18 protein-coding genes and 1 pseudogene are annotated in these 16,606 nt (G+C 44.1%); 9 read left to right on the forward strand and 10 right to left on the reverse strand.

Annotated features, from left to right (window positions below; translation table 11 throughout):
• Window positions 1-109 precede the first annotated feature (109 nt).
• Window positions 110-631: a hypothetical protein gene (locus ACN28R_RS01285; protein WP_145957952.1), complete on the forward strand. Its 522-nt coding sequence runs from the start codon at window positions 110-112 to the stop codon at window positions 629-631.
• A 12-nt stretch (window positions 632-643) separates the two neighbouring features.
• Window positions 644-1,840, forward strand: coding sequence for a hypothetical protein (locus ACN28R_RS01290; RefSeq protein ID WP_095833360.1), 1,197 nt, complete (start codon window positions 644-646; stop codon window positions 1,838-1,840).
• 291 nt (window positions 1,841-2,131) lie between these two features.
• Here the strand turns inward: ACN28R_RS01290 and ACN28R_RS01295 are convergent, their stop codons facing one another.
• Entirely contained in the window at window positions 2,132-2,302 is a 171-nt protein-coding gene (locus tag ACN28R_RS01295; protein WP_183096849.1) for a hypothetical protein, read from the reverse strand.
• A gap of 469 nt (window positions 2,303-2,771) precedes the next feature.
• On the opposite strand from ACN28R_RS01295, the gene ACN28R_RS01300 reads away from it, so the two are divergent.
• The 4 genes from ACN28R_RS01300 (at window position 2,772) to ACN28R_RS01315 (ending at window position 7,979) form a co-directional block, all read left to right on the forward strand.
• Window positions 2,772-4,754 carry an ORC-CDC6 family AAA ATPase gene (locus ACN28R_RS01300; RefSeq protein WP_183096848.1) on the forward strand — a complete coding sequence of 661 codons (1,983 nt, stop codon included), beginning with the start codon at window positions 2,772-2,774 and terminating at the stop codon, window positions 4,752-4,754.
• Between the two features lie 392 nt (window positions 4,755-5,146).
• Window positions 5,147-5,440, forward strand: coding sequence for a type I toxin-antitoxin system antitoxin YafN (yafN, locus tag ACN28R_RS01305; RefSeq protein ID WP_095833361.1), 294 nt, complete (start codon window positions 5,147-5,149; stop codon window positions 5,438-5,440).
• Complete coding sequence (locus ACN28R_RS01310) at window positions 5,437-5,841, forward strand: type II toxin-antitoxin system YafO family toxin (RefSeq protein WP_095833362.1); 405 nt, start codon at window positions 5,437-5,439, stop codon at window positions 5,839-5,841. Before yafN ends, ACN28R_RS01310 begins: the two co-directional genes overlap by 4 nt.
• Window positions 5,842-6,447: 606 nt before the next feature.
• Window positions 6,448-7,979 (forward strand): IS3 family transposase gene (locus tag ACN28R_RS01315; RefSeq protein ID WP_375153882.1). Its coding sequence is split into 2 segments (ribosomal slippage): window positions 6,448-6,898 and window positions 6,898-7,979, totalling 1,533 coding nucleotides; the frame shifts between segments, so codons are not numbered across the junction.
• Window positions 7,980-8,319: 340 nt separating this feature from the next.
• On the opposite strand, the gene ACN28R_RS01320 is transcribed toward ACN28R_RS01315, so the two are convergent.
• From ACN28R_RS01320 to ACN28R_RS01340, 6 genes are all read right to left on the reverse strand, one after another.
• Window positions 8,320-9,024 (reverse strand): DUF6602 domain-containing protein, encoded by a 705-nt coding sequence (locus ACN28R_RS01320; RefSeq protein WP_095833364.1) that lies wholly within the window; start codon window positions 9,022-9,024, stop codon window positions 8,320-8,322.
• Window positions 9,025-9,230: 206 nt separating this feature from the next.
• Window positions 9,231-10,034, reverse strand: a complete 804-nt coding sequence (locus tag ACN28R_RS01325; protein ID WP_222103762.1) for a hypothetical protein — start codon at window positions 10,032-10,034, stop codon at window positions 9,231-9,233.
• Between the two features lie 41 nt (window positions 10,035-10,075).
• Window positions 10,076-11,827, reverse strand: coding sequence for an ATP-binding protein (locus ACN28R_RS01330; protein WP_095833365.1), 1,752 nt, complete (start codon window positions 11,825-11,827; stop codon window positions 10,076-10,078).
• 253 nt (window positions 11,828-12,080) lie between these two features.
• A complete protein-coding gene (locus ACN28R_RS23850) occupies window positions 12,081-12,416 on the reverse strand; it encodes a phage integrase central domain-containing protein (RefSeq protein WP_472297956.1) in 336 nt (111 codons plus the stop codon).
• A 25-nt stretch (window positions 12,417-12,441) separates the two neighbouring features.
• On the reverse strand, window positions 12,442-12,612 hold the full coding sequence (locus tag ACN28R_RS23855) for an Arm DNA-binding domain-containing protein (protein WP_335634602.1): 171 nt from the start codon (window positions 12,610-12,612) through the stop codon (window positions 12,442-12,444).
• 397 nt (window positions 12,613-13,009) lie between these two features.
• The gene (locus ACN28R_RS01340; protein WP_331456938.1) at window positions 13,010-13,135 is read right to left on the reverse strand and encodes an integrase arm-type DNA-binding domain-containing protein; all 126 of its coding nucleotides are present in this window, start codon (window positions 13,133-13,135) and stop codon (window positions 13,010-13,012) included.
• Between the two features lie 222 nt (window positions 13,136-13,357).
• Between ACN28R_RS01340 and ACN28R_RS01345 the strand changes: the two are divergent.
• Together ACN28R_RS01345 and ACN28R_RS01350 are read left to right on the forward strand one after the other, a co-directional pair.
• Window positions 13,358-13,429 (forward strand): annotated as a pseudogene (locus ACN28R_RS01345) (DUF4102 domain-containing protein); the annotation flags it as partial.
• A 51-nt stretch (window positions 13,430-13,480) separates the two neighbouring features.
• The gene (locus ACN28R_RS01350) at window positions 13,481-14,143 is read left to right on the forward strand and encodes a VOC family protein (protein WP_048637746.1); all 663 of its coding nucleotides are present in this window, start codon (window positions 13,481-13,483) and stop codon (window positions 14,141-14,143) included.
• 16 nt (window positions 14,144-14,159) lie between these two features.
• Here ACN28R_RS01350 and ACN28R_RS01355 read toward each other — a convergent pair whose 3' ends face one another.
• Entirely contained in the window at window positions 14,160-14,369 is a 210-nt protein-coding gene (locus ACN28R_RS01355) for a hypothetical protein (RefSeq protein WP_048637747.1), read from the reverse strand.
• A gap of 235 nt (window positions 14,370-14,604) precedes the next feature.
• Here ACN28R_RS01355 and ACN28R_RS01360 point away from each other — a divergent pair, with 235 nt between their 5' ends.
• On the forward strand, window positions 14,605-15,123 hold the full coding sequence (locus ACN28R_RS01360) for a GNAT family N-acetyltransferase (protein ID WP_072065844.1): 519 nt from the start codon (window positions 14,605-14,607) through the stop codon (window positions 15,121-15,123).
• Window positions 15,124-15,150: 27 nt separating this feature from the next.
• Here ACN28R_RS01360 and ACN28R_RS01365 read toward each other — a convergent pair whose 3' ends face one another.
• Both ACN28R_RS01365 and ACN28R_RS01370 read right to left on the reverse strand, forming a co-directional pair.
• Window positions 15,151-15,825, reverse strand: coding sequence for a MarC family NAAT transporter (locus ACN28R_RS01365; protein WP_048637749.1), 675 nt, complete (start codon window positions 15,823-15,825; stop codon window positions 15,151-15,153).
• A gap of 96 nt (window positions 15,826-15,921) precedes the next feature.
• Complete coding sequence (locus ACN28R_RS01370; RefSeq protein ID WP_095833366.1) at window positions 15,922-16,422, reverse strand: SRPBCC family protein; 501 nt, start codon at window positions 16,420-16,422, stop codon at window positions 15,922-15,924.
• Window positions 16,423-16,606: the final 184 nt, after the last annotated feature.

Below are 16,606 nucleotides of genomic sequence, written 5' to 3' on the forward strand. Positions count from 1 at the left end.
TTTTAAGTCTGCCACCTGTTAGTCATTATTTAAATTGGTAGTGTAAAAGTATTGTTTTTATCTTTAATAGAGTTATATGTTTATTATCGTATAACTCTGGAGATAATAAATGAAAGGTTTTAACTATAAAGAAGGATTGTTGTTATTTACATATTTATCTTACAGTAGTATTGCTATTTCTGAAGATATGATATTTAAATCACCTGTGGGTAGTCTGTATACGCTTGAATATAACAACGAATATACAGGCGCTAATGTATTAAAGCTAACAATGACACATGTCTCTGATGATGCATGTACAAAGCTTGCCCCTGAGTTAGCAGGAAAATATTTTGAGGCTCAGGTAAACAATCAATATGTGCCATTGACTCCGCCTGCATCAGGAACAACATGGAACCGAAATTATGTTGTTGCTGATAAGGCCGCAGCGTTATGTCAATCAGGAAAAAATAACACCATTGTAGTGAATCATTTTATCTATCCAAAAACGTATGCGTTATATAACAAAAATGGCGATATTGTGAATTCAGTAAGCGGTTCGTCTGCCAAAGAAAACATTGTTAACAGTAGCTATGAAATCTACAGAAAAACTATGCAGACCAGAGAGAACCATCAGTTGTCGGTTAAATAAAGGAGCAACATTATGAAGAATAAAAAAGGATACTCAATATTAGAAATGGTATTAACACTGGCTATAGTGTCCGGTGTGGCCTATGCGGTGTTGAGCTATTATCGCAGTGAAAAGAAAGACAGAGCAATAAGGGAAAACGCCCAACAGATTGAAACGATATTCAAGGCATCGGATTTCTATCTTATTGGTTTAAGATCTGATGGCTCTAATCAGGACAGAAACAAGATCTCTATGCAGATCCTGAAAAATATGAATGCGTTGCCGATAAACCTCGGTGCGTTTACCAAACAAGAGATACTGGTTGATACGCTACCCGCAGCGCAAACGCCAGAGCCAGAAACGAATGAGAGTATTAATCAACCAGAAGAGCCGGAAATCGTACCGGAAATCCCATCTACACCTGAAACCCCGATTGTTGATAACGTCTCTTTCCCTGATGAATGGTTGAAGAGCGATCCTGTGGTTGTTGTTAATAATCCGGTTCCTGTTGAGCCAACACCTGAGACGCCAGTAGAAACAACACCAGAGCCAAGTATTCCGGTAGAGCCTGTTGAGGATGATACGACTACAGGTGCCGTTGAGAAGGAGATAGATGAAGCATTATCAAAAGACAGCTACTTTCTTTGGAGTGATGGGGGACTTGATGGCTATCAAATATCAATCGTAATGAAATTGGCTGATGGAGATTTAACAGTTCTGCCGGGGAATAATTACGTTAATCTCACACCATTCTTAGATTCTGGGACTCCTTACTTGAACTATCATGAAAAAATATCAAATATGGTTGCGCAGACGGCTAAAAATACATCCATATATTCATACGAGATTGAGTGTTCTAAAGTTTCTAATAGTTATTACGACAAGTGTGCGTATACCTCTGATTATTCGTATCTGAACTTTACCATTTATAACGCTTTTAATGTTTCTGTGGGATTAACAATAGAAAAATCCTCAAGCACTTTGATTAATTATTGGGTGAATAATAAATTATTGTCTTTAAAATCAGAAGTAAACAATAACGCTTATTCATGTATAATTCCAAATGTAAAAACAAGGACTCTCCTGATAGGATATCTTAATGATGGAACTTATAGGCGTTATGAATTGGCTACTGATGGCGTGTTGTATTCAGTATCTTTTAGCGCCTCTTATTTGTCTTGTAATTCTAATAGCAATAGAACCATCACTAAAGTGGGTGATTATTGGTAACATTGTTAAAAATAAGAATGTTATTAACCAGTTTAATAAAATGATAAATATATTTGACAAACAAAAAATAATATATTATTTAATATGTATCTTCAAAGATATTCACTTCACTTCAATGAAGTGTCTGATTGCTCCATATATGGAGAGTTTGTTTACAGCCCAATGGGCTGATATCGTTGCCCCAAATGTAGGGCTAAGTATTCTATCCTATGGATAGTGCCTCAATGAGGCAGTAAAAGGGCTTAACGGCCCTTTTTGCGTTTCAGCTTATAATAAAAAGCTATTCAGAAATTAACTCACATCTTTTGTTTGGTAGGTTCGATATAGAACATCAAGCCTTTCCCACAACACAAAAGACAGGATCTCTTTGGCTTGGGGATTTTCAATCTCAACAACGGCGTAAATTAATGCCCGGCACTGATCGATGATTTCTTCAAGTTCCAACGGCGTGTTATCGAACATGATAAGCCTCCGCTGCTGGATATGGCAAAAAAGCAGTAGCCAGATGCAGATTTTCAGGAAGTGAATAGGTAAACTGACAGACAGCCATAGCGTTATCCTTCTAACGTTGTGGTTAGCCCCTGTCTGGTATTGCTGTACCTTTCAGGGGCGACTGGTGTTCAGGTAGTCTTGTATACGTACCTGATCGGCTGCAATTTAAGGCTAAGAATGGTGCTAGTCAATTGCTAAACGTGATATAAGAAAATGCACGGTTAGTAAGCCTCCAACCTTTCAGATTCCTATAGTCCCCGGATCTGTGAGAGCGGTTTGGTGAAGTGGTGGCAAATGCGTTTCAATACGTTATCATGTCATCGTTACTCCATATGTATTGGCTGTAGCGACCTGCAGGTAGTACTCTGGATAAACATCAGAGCTTGAGGCAGTCCTAACCCAGAGATGTAATAGATACTTTAAATAATAATGGATGATTATGAGACCTATTAATTCAATTATTATGAGGCTCGCCAAGCGAGCTGAAAAATTACAACCAGATCATTTGATAAAATCTTTTGTTGATGTTGGTCCTACATACACTTTGCTTTCAAGTACAGACAATCAAATAATGTTTGGTCGAAGAGGAACTGGGAAAACTCATTTTTTAGCAGTACTTAACAATGATATACTGAAAAGAGGCATTATTAGTGTATCTATTGATATGCGATTGATAGGTTCAACTGGCGGTATTTTTTCCGATCAAAATATTGCCTTAAGCGAAAGGGCTACAAGACTTTTATCGGATACATTATGTAATATTCATGAGTTTATTATTGATTATATCTTTGAAAATGAAGTGGAGAATACAGCAGAATTAACTGAGCTATTGAATGAATTTATTGAACAAGCAACGGCATTGAGCATTGAAGGTACATCAGAAGAAGAGATGGGATTGTCCAATCAATCTACAAGAAACTCTTCCATAAAATCTACTTTTTCTAACAAAGGCATCTCTGCCAGTTTGGATTTTTCAGGAAATACCATATTATCGAATGCCGAAAAAAGTAAAATTACTGGAAGAAAAGTACTAAGAATACATTTTGGCACAATCACAAATTTACTTAACAATATAGTGTCAAAATTACCGAAAAAAGAACTTTGGATATTAATAGATGAATGGTCAGAGATCCCTTTAGATCTACAACCCTATCTTGCTGAACTTTTACGTCGCATTTTATATCCGATTCCGGGAATTACCGTGAAAATAGCCGCGATTGCGCATAGATGTAATTTTATGGAGTGCAATATTGAAACTGGTGTTAGTATAGGAATAGAGCTAGGTTCAGACGCCTCATCTGTAATAAATCTTGATGAATACATGGTATTTGACAATGATCGTGATGCAGCTAAAGATTTCTTTAGGACATTACTTCACCGACATGCTTGTGCAATAGATAAGAATTCAGTGTGTGATCAAGAAGCAACTTTATTCATAAATGATGTTTTTACTCAGATTTCGGCTTTTGATGAATATGTTCGCGCAGCTGAAGGCGTTCCTCGTGATGCTATAAATATAATATCACTTGCGGCTCAAACAGCATTATCAAATAAAATATCAATTTTACACATTCGGAAATCTGCTCAAAAGTGGTTTCAAGTTAACAAACATGCAGCACTCAATAGTAGACCTGAAGCTGTTTCATTACTTGATCGAATCATCAATGAAGTTATAGGACACAGAAAGTCCCGTGGTTTTCTAATTAGTAATGAAAAAAATTATCAATTAATCGACTATCTATATGATATGCGAGTTATTCATGTACTAAAGCAAGGCGTTTCTGCGCAAAACTCTATTGGGAAAAAGTATACTCTTTATACTCTTGATTATGGTTGTTATGTAGAGTTAATGTCATCCAAAAATGCCCCATTGGGGTTAATTATAGAATCTAATGAAAACGATGAACTTCAATATATAGAAGTACCGAAGTCGGATTATAGATCTGTTAAAAATTCAATTTTAAATCTGGAGAGTGATAATGAGCAATTAAGACTTGGGTTAATTGTTTCCACAGACCAGTTACAATTGCCTGTTAATCAAAGTAAAACAAGGAAATATGTCGAAAAATCTATTGATAAAAAATTATTAAATTCGATACCACATAACATTGGCACTCTGAAAATAACAGGGACAATATATATACCAATTATATTTGTTGCATTAGTTTTAAGGAAAGCCAAAGGATTTAATCAAAGCTATGCCTCGGAGTTAACTAAAATAATCAATGAGCATATAGTCTTGAACATAAATAGACCAAAAATAGCAACAAATAATATGTCTAGGGAGTTAAGAAAGGACAGTATACTAGACCTCCCTTGGTTGAATTTTCATGAAAATGGTAGAAATCCTTTATTTTCTTTGAATGAAAAATGGAGTGAGTATTGGGAGCTTTATTTCGGAAGGTCAGCACCTGAGTTGTAAATAAATTGAGACTATCCTTGTTAATGTGGACTAGCGGGATGAATATTTCAGTAACATGCAGTTGCTCTTATTTTCGCTTTACTGCTTTATGATTATCTGATTAAAATAAATACAATAGCAGTTCATAATAAGAAAATGCTTCTCAGAAACTCTACCCTTGTGGTTTCTAAGAAGTTGGAGGTGGTTGGCGTATGAAGTATGTGTGCTGCGAACTTTTGCTATGGTTTCACTGTTGTGTTTGTGAGTAGGGTAGGGATCAGCAAGACATTCATCGCATAACTCGCGGACTGCTTTCGGTTAACTAGCGATTGTGTGTTTTGTAATCTGAAATTTTTATGTGTATTATAATATGCTTTATAATGTATGTAATAAAATGCATTTTCAGGTGACATATGGAACGCATCCTCGCAGAAAAATCTATCAACATCACTGAGTTAAGAAAAAATCCGGCAAAATACTTCATTGATGAGCCTGTTGCTGTTCTGTCTAATAATCGTCCTGCTGGTTACATGGTCAGTGCCAAGGTGTTTGAAGAGCTGATCGATCTGTTAGAAGAGAAGCAGGGCAGGATTCATACCGCTGCGCGTTTCAGGCCAACGGCTGAGCGTTTAAGTGATATTGCGGATAGTGGGCAGAAACTGCTGCAAAACGCCTCTGACAAGGATCTGACCGAGTTCACGGAATGAGCATTAGGATTTTCAAGTCAGCACTGATTCGCCAGCAATTGAGCCAGCAAGAGCTTGATGATTTGGCGGCGGATTTTCTGTCCTACAAAAAAGACGGCGTGTTGCCAGATACCTTTGGTCGTGATGCACCCTATGATGATGACCGCACCTATCCCTTGGTAAAAGAAGAGCAGGTAGCTCACATTCATCTTGCCGATGCGGATGCCCCTTTCCCTAAGTTTTTACGTCAGTTCAAACGAACCAGCGATCAGGCGCATTTGGTATACTGCCAAGGTGCGATGGATCCCGATGCTTATCTGCTGATTATCATCCTGAAACCCGAAGCGCATAAAATGGCGCGAAACAATAACTATATGCATAAGATCGGGATGATAGCCGAAGCATTCAGGATGAAGCATTAAATTGGCTAAAAAACACCCGCCTAAACAGGACACAAAATTCATTGGGGGTATTTTGGGGGGTATCACCAAAGATGAAACAGGTAATTTACATTATTAATCAATCAAATAGTGAATAGGTGTTGTTCCTATTATCGCACCATCACAATATAAATTCTTATAAATCAATTGGTTGGGATTAAAAACCTGCCTTTTATTCATTCTATAAGAATCGGTAAAGCATCACTCATAACTGCCGTTATGGTTGATATGGCAATTGGGATTGTTAACTGTAACGTCCTGAAGTTGTACAGCTCGAACAGGTACAAGCTCAACTCGAAGCCTGATGACTCCCATAGTCTCAAAATTGCCCGATAAACGCTTAGAAGCCACGCATTCAGCCCCGATGCCCAAACAGGTTTATGGTGATTCTCGTCCCTGTAAACGATATACAGGCTCTATCTCCGGTTGGCTCACGGTTCCTTATGGATACACGAGCGTCCTAATAAGATGGTTTTTCAGCGTACATGATGAAGTCGCTAAAGCTCCCCGATGATTGGTATCACCCCCCTCTGTCAGGATAGTTGTCACCCCCTGTTGAAAATCTAAATGGGGACAATGGAGCCTGATATGAAACGTTATTCACCGGAACGTAAAGCCGCGGTATTGGCAAAATTATTGCCGCCTTACAACATGACCGTCTCCTTGCTGGCTCAGCAGGAGGGGATTTCTGACGCAACCCTGTATAATTGGCGTAATCAGGCCAGACTGGAGGGGAAACCGGTGCCCGGAGCCAATAAAACTACTGAGCAATGGTCGAGCGAAGCCCGTTTTGCCGTCATTGTTGAAACCGCCACGCTCAGTGAGGCGGAATTAGGGGAATACTGTCGTCGCAAAGGACTCTACCCACAGCAAATAGCACAGTGGAAGCAGGCTTTTATCGAACAGAATAACGATAGCCCTGCGGATAAAGCGCAGTTAAAGCAACAGGCTAAAGAAAACAAACAACTTAAACGTGAACTGGCGCGAAAAGAAAAAGCGCTGGCGGAGGCTGCCGCCTTGCTGGTACTGCGAAAAAAGCTCAACCGTTACTACGGGATGGAAGACGAGGACGACTGACGCCCGTCCTTGAACGCGTGCAATTTATCCAGTGGATACGGGAGGCGATGAACCAGGGGGCCCGTCTGGTTCCGGCCTGCCGGGAAGTGAATATCAGCCTGAGAACCTGGAAGAGATGGCACAGGCAGGCCGAAGATCGGCGTCCCATCGCAGTACGTCCGACCCCGGGCAATAAACTGACGCTGGCGGAGGAACAGCAGGTACTGGCCGTGTGTAACCAGCCGGAATACGCCAGCCTGCCCCCTGCGCAGATCGTACCGCGTCTGGCGGACAATGGCATCTATCTGGCAAGCGAATCAACGTTTTACCGGATACTCCGGCGCCATGGTCAGGTTCATCATCGCGGTCGTAGCCGGGCGCCGGTAACCCTCAGTAAGCCGACCAGCTACCATGCCACTGCGCCCCGTCAGGTCTGGACCTGGGATGTGACGTGGTGCGCGTCACGGGTACGAGGCCGTTATTTTTATCTGTACCTGATAGAAGATATTTTTAGCCGGAAAATCGTTGGTTATGAGGTTCATGAAGAGGAGAGCGGTGAGCACGCTGCCGCGTTGCTGCACCGTGCCGTGCTGCGAGAACGATGCTACCGGCAACCGCTGGTGCTGCATGCCGACAACGGTGGGCCGATGAAGTCCCAAACGTTAAAGGCAAAACTGGAAGAGCTGAATATCACGGGTTCGCACAGTCGGCCTCGGGTCAGTAACGACAATCCGTTCGTGGAGTCATTGTTCAGAACGTTAAAATATGTGCCGGGCTGGCCGTCAGCGGGCTTCACGGGACTTGATGAAGCCAGACGATGGGTTGAACGCTTTAGCCGCTGGTATAACGAAGCGCATCGACATAGTGGCATCGGTTATGTCACACCGGAACAGCGCCACCAGGGGCAAGATATAAGTCTGCTGGCAAACAGGAAAGCGGTGTATGAAGCGGCGAGGAAAGCCAGACCGGGTCGATGGTCAAGGCAATGTCGTCAATGGCAGCGAGAAGGCGTGGTGATGTTGAATCCGGATAAGCCACAAAACGCATCAGAAAAAGCAGCCTGAAAACGCATTAAGGGTGACAACTTCGTTGACAGCTACCGTCACCAGCCGGGGCTTTATGGCTTCTATTGTCTTTTTTTAGGGGGATTGAGGAGGGCTTTTTAAGCAGATTCTAATACGATGGGTATGCGAAAAGCGACCAGCAAAGCTACCCGAGCAAGGTTTAATGCCAGCCGAACGCACCTTGTTTGAGAGATTACGTTCTAACTAACATGGCATAGGCCGATTGAAACAGGAGTGATTTTCTCAGGGCTACGTTGGACAGAAGTTAGCCAACTGGCTCAGGTTTCCACTAAGTTATAGTCACGCATGGTCAGCGTTTCTTTGTTGGAAGGCGATTTCATCATGAAATATACGCGTCCCATTTCACACCGCGCATGACTAAACGTCCTGTCACCTTCGACAACAGAGCAAGCAAGCGAGCAAGACCTATGGCGGGGTTGTCAAACATAAGGAACGAATTGGAGCCATCTTGGCTAAATAGTAATCCATTGTTCTTAATGAGAATTCCCTTTGTGATATCTAGGTAAACATCTGGTTGGCCCGCATCTGGCAACTCAATAAGCTTTCTCTCGATACTATCCAAAGCTGCGCCTTTATATGTTAGAACGATACTCAATATCCTTGCATAAGGCCAATCCAGGTCGCCCAGTTGAGCGCCATCCAATGTGCTCGGCGCCAGCGCTTTCACGCTCTCAATGTTGAGAGCGATATCGTCAAGAACAGATGGAGTGATTTCAGTTTTGATCTCGCAAGTTGCTACCGTTCCCTCTTGAAAAATCAGATCATGGCCGCTAGCAAACGACAACCGTGGCATGGATTTCAACATCAGCACAATGTCTTGCTGTTTTGAGCGCCGCCCACTTGAATCGACAATCATTCCGCTTACGACGCTAGTCATTTCGGGAAGGTGTGCGATTAGAAAGTCTTGAATCAGTCGTTCCCGCGCTGACCCCGCAGTGGCAGGGTGATGTAATACATTAGTCATTTCGTATTGGGCATTTAATGCTTTGACGGCTCCATGACAGTATTCGACTAGTGGTTTCATTTGCTTGCTCTTTCCTGATCGTGTGAAGTTAATTTCTAAAGATTGCAACTGAAGTAAAGTTTTTAATAGTGAGTTCACCACCAATTAGTAATGACCTCTGGATAAAGACGCACTTGGTAAGCTCTCAATTGGGACTTACACGACAATCTTTCCGCTGTACCAGCACATACATGCACCGATTACCCGACGAATCTGAAATTATCATCCTACAGCGTTGGCAAATCCTCCTTGGACAAGTATTCCATCAATTGCTCATTATGCTGCACACCTTCATAGAAAATGTGTCCCCAGGAATTGATCGACTTTTCGAGCGCTAGATCTCGGAATTGCTCGATCTGAACCCTGACATCCAGATCTTTTTCCCGCATCTTTCGCACCAGACGCAGCAACCGAATGTAAGCCTTTTGGAAGTAGCGATAGTAGCGGGATTGAATGTCTAATCCCTGAAGATGCCGAGTGACCAGGTCTTGCAGGTCTCTGTGAATATCAGGGTGTGGAGAAAGCGCGATCGAAACCGGCGCATTGAAAGGCACACCGACCTCCAACCTCAGGATTTGCCGATCAAGGAAATCATCAAAATAAGGATGAAGGAAGAGACGTCTTCCCTCGTCATCTACGGTTTCGGTACCTTTTTTACCCTGACAAATGTCACACATGGGGGAAAGGTTAACCAGAGTAATCGAGAATTCAGGGAATAGGTCCTTTGGCAGGTAGTGATCCAGCGTGTTCGGTGTTCCATCCTCACCGCACGCTGGGCAATAGTCCAATTCACGATTCCGCAACGTTTCCAAAAGTGGCTTCTGAATAGATTGTTCTGACGGATATAAATAGAGATTGTTGAACCGCCCATGGACCGCCACATCCGCCATCTCGGCCCACTGACCAACACGGTCCGGATCACCCCCGACCTCAATGTAGCGGGCCACCCGTTCTCGCCAACCATCCCGAATCCTGAGAAAGTAATCACGGTGAATCCCTCCTTTCCGCTCTGCCACTACACGGTCGATCAACTCTAGGTCACTCAACCCCAAATTCGGTCTGTCAAGTCGGATCACCATTTTCCCTCAGCCATGGCATGAATTTGGATCAACATCTCTTCATTGATGTTGTCTCCCAAAGCCCGAATGAGCGCCTCAGCCGAGCCGTACTCCTCCAACTTCTTTTGCAACCAAGCCTCGAACGGCTTAGATACGGACTTATCGCCAAATACATAGGACGAAATCCGCTGGATATCACCGCCGAAAGTTTCGAACGGCGGATGTTTGATAAACACCCCATCCTCGGTACGTTCGAATACATGGACACAATCCCGCGGTAGCTCGCGTACCGTGACCAATGAATGCGTGGCCAGCAACGCCTTCGACCCATAGTTCTCCAGGATCTCTTTTAGCATCTGGATGAAGGCGATCTCAAGCGTCGGATGTAGAAACAGTTCGGGTTCATCGATCAATACGAGGCTGTTACGGCGCATCGCTCCCACGATATTCGCTACGATGTATGAAAATAGCCGCTGCCCTGAACTCAACGCCACTGGACGGCCCCCCTTAAGGAAGACAATCCCGGACTGATGGTGAAGAAACTCGCACAGCTTTTTCGTATTGGGTTCATCCAACCTAGATACCCTGATCGGAATGTAGGCATCCGGCAATCCATCGCCGTCAACGCGATTGTCGACCACGACAATCGCGCCATTAAACAGCAACTCGCCATCGAACAACTGCTTTTTATCTCCATAGCCGGAAACCCCAACAGCGAGCTCGTCAAAATCAATAGCAATGCCGAGCACAGAATACAGTGTTTTGATCTTGGCGGACCAACTCTTGATCGCACCATATTTCCGATCGTCCTCAAGGCAAGATATCAACGAACAGGCTGCGTTCTGATTCGGCCAACGCCTAGATAGCCTTACCACTCGATACTCATTTCCCGCTTCGTCCTTTCTGGTTTCGTAAGTGCGCAAACCGAAGTATCGATAGACGCCATGGTCCTTTCGCTCAGCTCCGGCCTTCTTGTCCGTGGCCTCACTGTCCAACGGAAACAGTTCGAAAGGACTATAGGAAACCACCACCATCTGGTTGATATTGGGATCTACCTCGAAACCGGTTTCAACCTTCTCGTCCAGATCCAGTCTGAGCCAATCCTCGACGAGCTGAATCAAGGCTCGCGACTTCCCCACACCGTTAGGACCGATCAGAACATTAATGTCGTGAGGCAAAGGAGTATCTGCCGCGAAGTTCAACTTCAACGGCTGGATATCTCCAGCCGAAGTACGGAAGCGAAACGTCAAGTTTCCGATGCTGATCCCCTGACGGCTTAGAAAACGCCAGCCGTCGAGAAATGCCTTGACCGAACCACGTTCGCGCTGGAGCGACTTCCTGAATCCCTCGGTTTGTACCAACTCAAGGCTATCTTCGTCTTCGGCGATGTGTACCATGTAACTTGCGTCACGGAGAACTTTGGCAACTTCAACAGCAGCTTCTAGACTAAGGTGCCCATCGATCTGCTCATAAAAGGTGATATCTTCTGGATTGGAAACGTAGTGCACTTCGGGAATTGGGAAGATGCCATTCCATCCGTTTGAGACAAGGCTGTCAAGGTAGCTAAAAGACGTTGCTTGATCTTCGATCAGAATCTTTACCGTTGGAAGCTCGACTATCTGGCCATTGATCCGGCAATATGTTGGAAACGATGTCTTGTAGTCGTAGTCATCCCATTTATCGAACAGTAATAAGATGACGTCGCCATGCGACTGAAGCACGACCTCCCGCTTTACAACATCCTTCCCCACGTAGATTATGTCCACACACACCTCTTCTTTTTATCAACGGCCGCGAACACCATTAGAACGTTCGTTCTTATCGTATTAGTTCCCCACTTCATGTGAGTCGGAATACACCAAAATCCTATGGCGAATAGAAGATGTTTGCAGGTAAATCCCATGATGACAATACTTCGGACAGCAAGTGCTATCATGTTACGACCTTATCCGGCCACCGATCAATCTCCCAGCTTTTCTTCCGATTCATTGATCTCCTCCCAATAATCAGGACCATTTACTACAACTGGTTAAACCATGTACGCACCTTTTCCGCGATGGTCAGCGTCTTGCGCCGTTCAATACGGGCAATCACTTCCAGCAGGTCAGACCGACGGATCTCAAAGATCGAACTCTCGCCCAGAGCGGGCAACACATCTTTAGAAAAAATACGCTGGATTTGCGACAGAGTACTTTGCCGCCCCTCTCTGAGTTCGAGTCTGCGATGGTCAAGCCAAAGGGAATAGAAAGTTTTGAAGCTATGTCCGGTGGCCAGACTCTCGGCCTGCCGTTTTTGTTTGCGAACGGTGCAGGGGTTGATGCCTTTAGCCAACAGCTCGTGAGCTTCATCGCGCAATACGCGTGCCTTGCGTAAGCCGATTTCAGGATAACGGCCCAGAGAGGCGCTTCTGTTTACCCAGCCAGTAATAGCGGAAATGCCATGACTTACCGCCCACCGGCGAAACAACCAGACCGAGGCCATCGCAATCAGGAAGATAACAGGTTTTGCCGCTGGCTTTAGCCTGCCGGATAATTAGATCGGAAAGTGCCATGAAAAAAGCTCCCAAGTTGAGACTCAGGCTCTATGCTTGTCACTGCCTTATTTGATCCCAGCAACAATCCGGAACGCGTTGCCACCCTGTTTTTTTGGCCTCAATTCTGGCCGAGGGTGGTTTTCAATGGATTGCTTTGGAAACTGTTCTGACGAACACATCTCAGGTGCTCGTAAATCATGGCTCGGGACTGATCGCAAACTCGAACTCGGCCAAGCACTTTTTCAAAATGACGGTAATATGCACCTTTATAGTCAGACAGTGTGCGATCGCTAATGGGTTTGGTTTCGGCTCGAAATGTCAGCCAGTCTTTCCATAGTTCAGCGAATGTGAGCATTTGCTCGTTCTGTTTTTTTTCATTTTGCCTGACATAACGGGGAACGATGCCTTTTATCACCTACTCAACGGCTTCTGCATGAGCTTGCCGTGCTTGTGCTAGTGTCATTGCAGGGTAGGCACCCAGTGTTAATTTGGCTTGCTTCTGGGTGATACCGGTAGTGGTATATCCAGCTTTTGCTGTCATTTCTGTTGCACACCCGGATATAAAGGCTTCCGTCTGCTTTGGATTTTACGGAAATATTTTAACGTCTCCCTAAGTCTATTCAAACACCCTTTAAACCCTTATAATACGCGGTTTCACGGCACTTGTTGTCTCTGCTCGTCTACTCACGTTCACAGAAATCTACGGTGAGTTGGGGGTATCAATGGGGGTATTCGCTGCTCGGTCTAGAGGAGATACCCCCAGATGAAGCTCAATGCCAGACAGGTAGAGACTGCCAAGCCCAAAGATAAACCCTACATATTATATTTATTGATCTAATCTGTTCCAATCATAGAGTCTGAATATTTATAATATTGGTTGCAAGTAATGGAAATTGATCATTTGTTTGTCTGTACAAAAAATAATGCATCTATTGCTGATTTTCTTGTCCAGAATGGATTTCTTGAAGGAACCGCAAATCGCCACCCAGGACAAGGAACGGCTAATCGTCGATTTTTCTTTAACAATGTTTTTCTTGAATTTATTTACCTTGATGATAAAGAACTTATCTGTCAGTTTGCCAAAACAACTCCATCGCTTGATATTCTGCTACGGTTAACTGATCAAGAAGGTCGTTATTCTCCATTTGGTATCGGTTTTCGCCCAACAAAGCAGGGGGAGGCTGTCCCATTTCCTCACTGGCGTTATCAGCCAAGCTACCTGCCAGATGAATATTCGATTGAGGTAGGGATGGCTTCATCCAATGAGCCGCTATGGTTCTTTTTAGATTTTTCTGGCCGCCCAGATCATGTAGCAGAGGAAAAACGTCAACCGCTCTCTCATCCTTGTGGCATACAGCAATTGACTGGCATCCAATTAACTATTCCAGACGATGACGCTCTTTCACATGCAGCGAATGCAGTAGCGATGTTGGATGAGATTGAAATAATCCGAGGTAAACAGCATGAAATTATTCTTACATTTGATTTTGCGCGGCAGAATAAAAAGGTTTCTCTCATGCCTGAGCTACCGGTAACCATCATTTACTAAGGTACTGAATAGACATTTAACTTTTTTCTGTTTCTTTGATGCTATCGGTGCTGACAATATCGGGCTTTTGTTGGCTGATAGCGTGGGTGATGTAGGTCAGATTGCTGTCAAGCTGTTCTTGTTGCTGACGACTTGGGAAACTGGAGATCTCTTCCTTGGTTGGCTTGTGGCTATCCCTGGGAGCCGTCCTCGATTTAGTACCTGTCAAGAAGAGCAAGTGGCCCATATCCACCTAGCCGATGCGGATGCAGTTAGCTGATGCTGCGGGGGGTATCTTGTGATCTGTTCACCGTTTGTTAGTGTATGGAATATTTTTATTAATAACATGAGGATACAACCCGTAACGATGTATTTCTCCAACGAATAGGTCATCTGCATTCTTTGCGAATCTGCAGCCGTTGTTTCAGCCTATTAGCTATAATCGATTAGCGGTTTATGATTAATTTCTCAATGGAAAGATGATGATTGAAATCCGCCAGGCTGGAATAGATGATTTAGATACGCTATCAGATATTGAGATGTCTGCCGATCAAGCCTTCAAAGAGATCTCCGAATTGGCGTGGATAGCGGATGATTCTGTACAGCATAGCGATCTGTACCGGAAATTAATATTACTCGGTTCCTGTTGGATTTTGGTTAATGAAAAAGCGCCGATAGGATTTTTAAGTGCTGAGGTAATAGAAAATGAATTGCACATATGGCAATTGGCGGTCTGTCGTGAAAAACAGGGAAAAGGTCATGGCCGAGCATTACTTGAAAAAGCCATAGCGATGGCTCACGCATATTCTCTTTCTGCCATTACTTTAACGACATTCAGTAATGTCCCTTGGAATGCGCCATTTTATGCCCGCATGGGATTTAATATCCTTAATGAGGGCAACATCAGCGAACGTCTAAAAAATACGCTTCTTTCCGAGCAAAAGAGCGGATTACCGTTAAAATGGCGGTGCGCAATGGTGTACGAGTTAGATAATTTTTAATCGTCCATTCTTCTGATATGCCCTGCATTAATGAATCTTTGCGACAATCTCTAATGTGCCATTGATGATGAACTGAACGCCCATACACACCAACAGAAAACCCATCAGGCGGGAAATGGCCTCAATACCGCTTTTCCCAACCATTCGCATGATGAATCCTGAACTTTTCAAACTTAGCCACAAGATCAGACTGATCAACATAAAAGTCAGTACGGGAGCAACCGCTACCACCCATGGCGTAATATCCACACCGCTTTTTACTTGTGATGCCGTACTGATGATCAGCGCGATAGTCCCCGGTCCTGCGGTACTGGGCATTGCCAATGGAACGAAAGCGATATTGACCGCACTGGAAGAATTGCTGTTATTGATTTCCGCGGCTTTACTTGCCACTTCCGGCGCGTGTTCTGGTTTCTGCTGTGGAAACAGCATACGGAAACCAATGAAAGCGACGATCAGTCCACCAGCAATACGCAATCCGGGAATAGAAATGCCGAAGGTATTCATGACCAGTTGCCCGCCATAAAAGGCGACGGTCATAATGATGAAAACATACAGCGATGCCTGAAATATCTGCTTGTTCCGTTCGCTGTAGCTCATACTTCCCGCTAGCCCGAGAAACAGCGCTACCGTTGTCAGGGGGTTGGCAAGGGGTAAAATTAATACTAAACCAAGTCCGATTGTTTGAATTAACTCCAGCATTTAATCTCTCTGTTAGCTGTAAACGGTACAAGACCAGCAGTCGATCTCTTCTTTAATAATAAGTCACGGGGTGGTCTGGCGATGTCTTACTGTATGTTAGTTTTCCCGGTGAGAACCGTCATTTTCTGCCAGGTTTTTAAAACGACGGAGCGTTTTTGTCAGCATGTCTTTGGACAAAATATCGAACATCTGACTGATTTTTTTCCCCAACAGACCGCCGGGAGGATCAAAGCGAATCATCAACGTGACTTCGGTTCCGGCGCCTGACTGGGCGGGTTTGAACGACAGTCTGCCTTCATTGGGAATGCGGGCACCTTCCAGTGAACGCCAGTAGATATATTCGCCCGGTTTCTCGTCAACAATCCGCGCCTGCCACTCAATGAGTGCGCCGAATGGCGTGTTAACACGCCAGCGTGAATCGGTATAGTTAAGAATATCGATCGTGGCGAAATGATTCATCAGAACCGGCAACGTTTCGGGCTTACGCCAGAGTGCAAATAACGTTTCCGCAGGACGATTAATCGTGATACTGCTACGAATTTCGTCTGAATCGCTATTGCCTCTGCCTCCAATATTTTTTAGAAAAGGCGGTCGCAACAAGACTCTCCTCCTAATGGATTTTGGACCCAAAGTGGCATCTTTAAGATCATTGTGACCGATATTAACCATTAAGCAAAGTCGGAAGACCGCGTGGGTTTTATGTAACATGATCTATTCCTCTGCAACGGGTCTCGCATATCTGATGGCAAGACCTCTTTTCCTGGGAAAAGTGTTACCCTGA

This window comes from Brenneria goodwinii (genome assembly GCF_002291445.1).
Lineage (GTDB): Bacteria > Pseudomonadota > Gammaproteobacteria > Enterobacterales > Enterobacteriaceae > Brenneria > Brenneria goodwinii.

Bases quoted from the DNA above. Each gene is read 5' to 3' on its own strand.
- ACN28R_RS01285 (WP_145957952.1), top strand. From the start codon at position 110: ATGAAAGGTTTTAACTATAAAGAAGGATTGTTGTTATTTACATATTTA.
- ACN28R_RS01290 (WP_095833360.1), top strand. From the start codon at position 644: ATGAAGAATAAAAAAGGATACTCAATATTAGAAATGGTATTAACACTG.
- ACN28R_RS01295 (WP_183096849.1), bottom strand. From the start codon at position 2,302: ATGTTCGATAACACGCCGTTGGAACTTGAAGAAATCATCGATCAGTGC.
- ACN28R_RS01300 (WP_183096848.1), top strand. From the start codon at position 2,772: ATGAGACCTATTAATTCAATTATTATGAGGCTCGCCAAGCGAGCTGAA.
- yafN (WP_095833361.1), top strand. From the start codon at position 5,147: ATGGAACGCATCCTCGCAGAAAAATCTATCAACATCACTGAGTTAAGA.
- ACN28R_RS01310 (WP_095833362.1), top strand. From the start codon at position 5,437: ATGAGCATTAGGATTTTCAAGTCAGCACTGATTCGCCAGCAATTGAGC.
- ACN28R_RS01320 (WP_095833364.1), bottom strand. From the start codon at position 9,024: ATGAAACCACTAGTCGAATACTGTCATGGAGCCGTCAAAGCATTAAAT.
- ACN28R_RS23855 (WP_335634602.1), bottom strand. From the start codon at position 12,612: ATGGCACTTTCCGATCTAATTATCCGGCAGGCTAAAGCCAGCGGCAAA.
- ACN28R_RS01340 (WP_331456938.1), bottom strand. From the start codon at position 13,135: ATGACAGCAAAAGCTGGATATACCACTACCGGTATCACCCAGAAGCAA.
- ACN28R_RS01350 (WP_048637746.1), top strand. From the start codon at position 13,481: ATGGAAATTGATCATTTGTTTGTCTGTACAAAAAATAATGCATCTATT.
- ACN28R_RS01355 (WP_048637747.1), bottom strand. From the start codon at position 14,369: ATGGGCCACTTGCTCTTCTTGACAGGTACTAAATCGAGGACGGCTCCC.
- ACN28R_RS01360 (WP_072065844.1), top strand. From the start codon at position 14,605: ATGATTGAAATCCGCCAGGCTGGAATAGATGATTTAGATACGCTATCA.
- ACN28R_RS01365 (WP_048637749.1), bottom strand. From the start codon at position 15,825: ATGCTGGAGTTAATTCAAACAATCGGACTTGGTTTAGTATTAATTTTA.